4 protein-coding genes are annotated in these 4,720 nt (G+C 61.5%); 3 read left to right on the plus strand and 1 reads right to left on the minus strand.

Annotated features, from left to right (window positions below):
• Positions 1–63 precede the first annotated feature (63 nt).
• Positions 64–255: a hypothetical protein gene (locus tag QZ292_RS09720; RefSeq protein ID WP_294601039.1), complete on the minus strand. Its 192-nt coding sequence runs from the start codon at positions 253–255 to the stop codon at positions 64–66.
• Between the two features lie 32 nt (positions 256–287).
• Between QZ292_RS09720 and ruvX the strand changes: the two genes are divergently transcribed.
• From ruvX to QZ292_RS09735, 3 genes are read left to right on the plus strand one after another with little or no spacing between them, the layout of a single operon-like run.
• The gene (gene ruvX, locus QZ292_RS09725; protein ID WP_294601040.1) at positions 288–704 is read left to right on the plus strand and encodes a Holliday junction resolvase RuvX; all 417 of its coding nucleotides are present in this window, start codon (positions 288–290) and stop codon (positions 702–704) included.
• 23 nt (positions 705–727) lie between these two features.
• Positions 728–1,585, plus strand: coding sequence for a carboxylating nicotinate-nucleotide diphosphorylase (gene nadC, locus QZ292_RS09730; RefSeq protein ID WP_294601041.1), 858 nt, complete (start codon positions 728–730; stop codon positions 1,583–1,585).
• Positions 1,582–3,789 carry a S9 family peptidase gene (locus QZ292_RS09735; protein ID WP_294601042.1) on the plus strand — a complete coding sequence of 736 codons (2,208 nt, stop codon included), beginning with the start codon at positions 1,582–1,584 and terminating at the stop codon, positions 3,787–3,789. The genes nadC and QZ292_RS09735 overlap by 4 nt, the downstream gene beginning before the upstream one ends.
• The last annotated feature ends 931 nt before the right edge of the window (positions 3,790–4,720 follow it).

Genomic DNA, 4,720 nt, shown 5'->3' on the forward strand with positions numbered 1-4,720 from the left:
GTACTGCCCTTACGCCGGGCGGGCGGTGCGTGCCGCACTCCCAATTGGCCGTGTCTGCCCCGTTTATTCCGAGAGGCAACGCAACTGAAAACCGAAGGCGCGGTCGTTCGCGTTGCTGGGAACGAGCCACGCCACGCCGAAATGCAAGTGCACGCCATTGATACCACTGACCGTCGAAGACCAGTTGTAACCGCCGCTGTCGCCGCTGCCCAGCGCACCCGTATCCCGATGGCGATAGCCCGGGGCGGGGTACACAACAAATAATTCCCTATTTTTGTGGAACGGAAATGAGCAGAATCCTCGCCATAGACTACGGACGGAAGCGCGTCGGGCTGGCCGTGACCGACCCCATGCAGCTGATCGCCACCCCGCTGGAGACCGTCCCGGCACACGAAGCCGTCGCCTGGCTCGCCCGGTATGCTGCCGCGAACGACGTCGGGCTCTTCGTCGTCGGCGATCCGCGACAGATGAACGGCGAGCGATCCGAATCCTGGAGATACATCGACCCCTTCGTCCGCCAGCTGCGGCGCGCCCTGCCCGAGATACCTGTCGTCTTCCACGACGAGCGCTTCACCTCCGTGCTCGCCCAGCGCGCCATCATCGAAGGCGGAGTCCCCCGGAACCGGCGGCGCACCGACAAAGGACTCGTCGACCGGGTGAGCGCCGTCATCATCCTCCAATCCTATATGGAGGCGAGAAAGTAACCACACCTACGAACATACACCCCATGGAAAAATCCTACGAACCCTATGTAGACCGGCTGATCGAACTGGCCATCGCCGAAGACATCGGCGACGGCGACCACACCTCGCTCAGCACCATTCCCGCCGACCGGCGCGGGCGGATGAAACTCCTCATCAAGCAGGCCGGCGTGCTGGCTGGCGTCGAAGTGGCCGAACGCGTCTTCCGGCGGCTCGATCCGACCGTGGCGTTCGAGCGGATACTGAAAGACGGCGACTGGGTCGAACCCGGCCAGATCGCCTTTTATGTCGAAGGGAACCTGATCTCCCTCCTGCAGGCCGAACGCGTGATACTCAACCTCATGCAGCGGATGAGCGGCGTGGCCACCCAGACCGCCGTCTATGCCGACCGGCTCAAAGGGCTGAAAACCAAAGTGCTCGACACACGGAAGACTACCCCCGGGATGCGGATGCTCGAAAAGATGGCCGTCCGGATCGGAGGAGGGGAGAACCACCGTATCGGACTCTTCGACATGATTCTCCTGAAAGACAACCACATCGACTTCGCAGGGGGGATCGAAAACGCCCTCCGGGGTGCGCGCAAATACCTGGCCGAGAAGCAGAAGGATTTGAAAATCGAGATCGAAGTGCGGTCGCTGGACGACATCGACCGGGTGTTCGCCGCGGGCGGAGCCGACCGGATCATGTTCGACAACTTCACGATCGAGCAGACCCGTGAAGGGGTTGCCCGGGTGGCGGGGCGTGCCGAGACCGAGTCCTCCGGCGGGATCACGCTCGAAAACCTCCGCGACTATGCCGAGTGCGGCGTGGACTACGTGTCGGTGGGCGCCCTGACCCACCAGATCAAGAGCCTGGATATGAGTCTTAAAGCGGTCGAAGCATGAAACGGATACGATATATGATCCTCGGTGCGGCCTTGCTGGGCGCGGTGCAGGCGGCGGGGCAGAAACGGCAGATCGGCTACGACGACATCGCGGCGGGACGGCTGGCGGTACGGAGCGTGTACGGGCTGCGGGCGATGGAGGACGGCGAACACTACACCACGCTGAGCCGCAACGGAGATGTGCTGCGGTGGCGGTATGCCGACGGAACGTTGGTGGATACCCTGTTCCGTGCGCCCGCGGAACTCGCGAAAGCGGTGGCGGGCTATGAACTTTCGGCCGACGGGACGAAAATCCTGCTGACCACCGGCCGCGAACCGATCTACCGGCACTCTTCGCGGGCCGATTATTATGTCTATGACCGCACGACGGGCGACCTGCGGCCGTTGTCCGCGGGCGGGAAGCAGCAGGAGGCGACCTTCTCGCCGGATGGAACCAGGGTGGCGTTCGTGCGCGACAACGATCTCTTCGTGACCGATCTCTCGGCCCCGGCGGCCGACGGGACTTTCGCCGAGCGGCGTATCACGCACGACGGGGTGCGGGGCTCCGTGATCAACGGCATTCCCGACTGGGTCTACGAGGAGGAGTACAGCTTCTCGCGGGCCTACGAGTGGGCGCCGGGGTCGGACGCTGTCGCCTTCTACCGGTTCGACGAGAGCGGCGTGCGGGAGTACTCGATGAACACCTTCCGCGGGGGGCTGTATCCGGAGAACTATGACTTCAAATACCCGAAGGCGGGCGAGACCAATTCGGTGGTGGAAATCAAGGTCTATGACCTGAAGCGTGACACGATCGTCGATGTCGATCTCGCCTCGGGGGCCGATTCGACGGACATCTATGTGCCGCGGATCGAGTGGACGGCGGCGGGACGCGGCGGCGACGGGGCGCGACTGGCGGTGCACTGGCTCAACCGGTTGCAGAACCGCTACCGGATTCTGCTGGCCGATGCGACGACCGGGGCGACGTCTGTGCTCTACGAGGAGCGCGACCCGCGGTACATCGAACGGATCGATAACGAGACGGTGACTTTTCTGCCCGAAGGCCGCGGCTTCGTGGTCAAGAGCGAGCGCGACGGATGGATGCACCTCTACCGGTACGATATGAGCGGCCGGCTGCTGAACCGCATTACGGAGGGGGATTGGGAGGTGACGGCCCTCTGCGGGATCGATGCGGAGCACGGAAAGGTCTATTACCAGTCTGCCGAGGGTTCGCCCCTGCGGCGGGAGATTTACAGCATCGGGCTGAACGGCCGGGGGAAACGCCGGCTCTCGGCGGCGGACGAGTCGGGAACGCATACGGCGGTTTTCGGGCCGGGATACCGGTACTGGATCGACTACTTCTCGAACGCCGAAACGCCGACGGTGGTGACGCTCAGGCGGGTGGCGGACGGACGTGCGGTGCGGGTGCTGGAGGACAACGCGGCGTTGAGGGGACGGATTGCGACGGAGTACACCTTGCCGCGGAAGGAGTTTTTCACCTTCACCACGCCGGAGGGGACGACGCTGAACGGTTATTGGCTGAAACCGGCCGATTTCGACTCCACGCGGCGCTATCCGGTGCTGATGACCCAGTACAGCGGGCCGGGGTCGCAGCAGGTGGCGGATCGCTGGGGATGGTCGTGGGAGGCGGCGCTGGTGCGGGAGGGGATTCTGGTGGCGTGTGTGGACGGCCGCGGGACGGGTCTCCGGGGGGCGGAGTTCCGCAAGTGCACCTACGGCAATCTCGGGGGGCTCGAGGTGCAGGATCAGATCGCTGCGGCGCGGTATCTGGGCGGGTTGCCGTATGTCGATCCGGCGCGGATCGGGATCTACGGCTGGAGCTACGGGGGGTTCATGGCTCTGAACTGCATCTTGAAGGGGAACGATGTCTTCGCGCTGGCGGTGGCGGTGGCGCCGGTGACCTCGTGGAGGTACTACGACACGATTTATACGGAGCTCTACAACGGGCTGCCGCAGGACAATGCGGCGGGGTACGACGACAACAGTCCGATCTTCTTCGCCGACCGCCTGAAGGGCAAACTGCTGCTGGCGCACGGGACGGGGGACGATAACGTGCACATCCAGAACAGTTACGAGATGATCGAGCGGCTGGTTCGGGCGGGGAAGTCGTTCGAGATGGCGATCTATCCGGACAAGAACCACGGGATGGGATCGTCGCGGGATCACCTGTTGCGTCGGGCGATCGAATTCGTCCGGAGCGGGTTGTAGCGGGGTGTCCGGGGGTGGGAGACGAGCTGTGCGAAGAATTGGGCCGACACGGCTAATTGCCTACCGCGGGCATGCGACAAAGAACCGGGCAGAGCAGGTAAGTGGAAATGCGTGAGCATTTCCCGTCCACGCACCCGTTGGGTGTTTTGTTAGGGTTGTCTTTGCCTTACTAAGTGGGGCCTGCCCGGCCCGAGGGCAGTTCCATCCGGTTGGGGTAGAGGCGGCCCTGTCGGAGTGCCCGCAGGCACCGTGCGCCGCCGCTTTGAGAGGTGATTCAACTGTTTCGGTTTGCGCTGAAACAGAATGAATCGCCCCGGCGCGCGAACGAAGAATGACACAAAGAGTAAAGATATGTTCTCTACTCCGTAACAGACCACCTTTTGAAGAAAGACAAAAAGAATAAAAAGAGGAGACTTGGATGGCACATAATTTGGCTTCAATCCAGCCGGCTGCGCCTTTTCCAAATCTCCTTGTCTATATTACAAATATATAGTTTCTTTTTTAATCTACCAAACAAAACGATGGAAATTTTATTGCTCAGTGAAAAGCTATTTCGCGAAAATAGTCCGATCCAAGACAATACCCACCTCTGCAAGTTTATCCCATACATTGGTCTCGCCCAAAAATCTACCCGACCCTTCTGAGGACTGAAGTTGTAAATTCCAACTAGTAAGTAATTTCACTCGTTTTGCTCACCGCAAAACGAGCGAAATCCCTCTTTTACGCGGGCGGGCGACTGTCGAGCTTCGACTGGCCTCAGGCCGGCCGGGCCCCGCGGCCAACGCGTTCGCGTTACGGCGCGGAGCCTTTATTATTTCCCGCGACCGACAGCCGCCCAATGTTAATTCGAAAACATTGAGTTCTGTCCGCGCGCCATGGGAAATCCAGTCAAAACACGCAAGCGAGTTTTGACGATTTCCCTTTTCAGGCG

This window comes from uncultured Rikenella sp. (assembly GCF_910577125.1).
Lineage (GTDB): Bacteria > Bacteroidota > Bacteroidia > Bacteroidales > Rikenellaceae > Rikenella.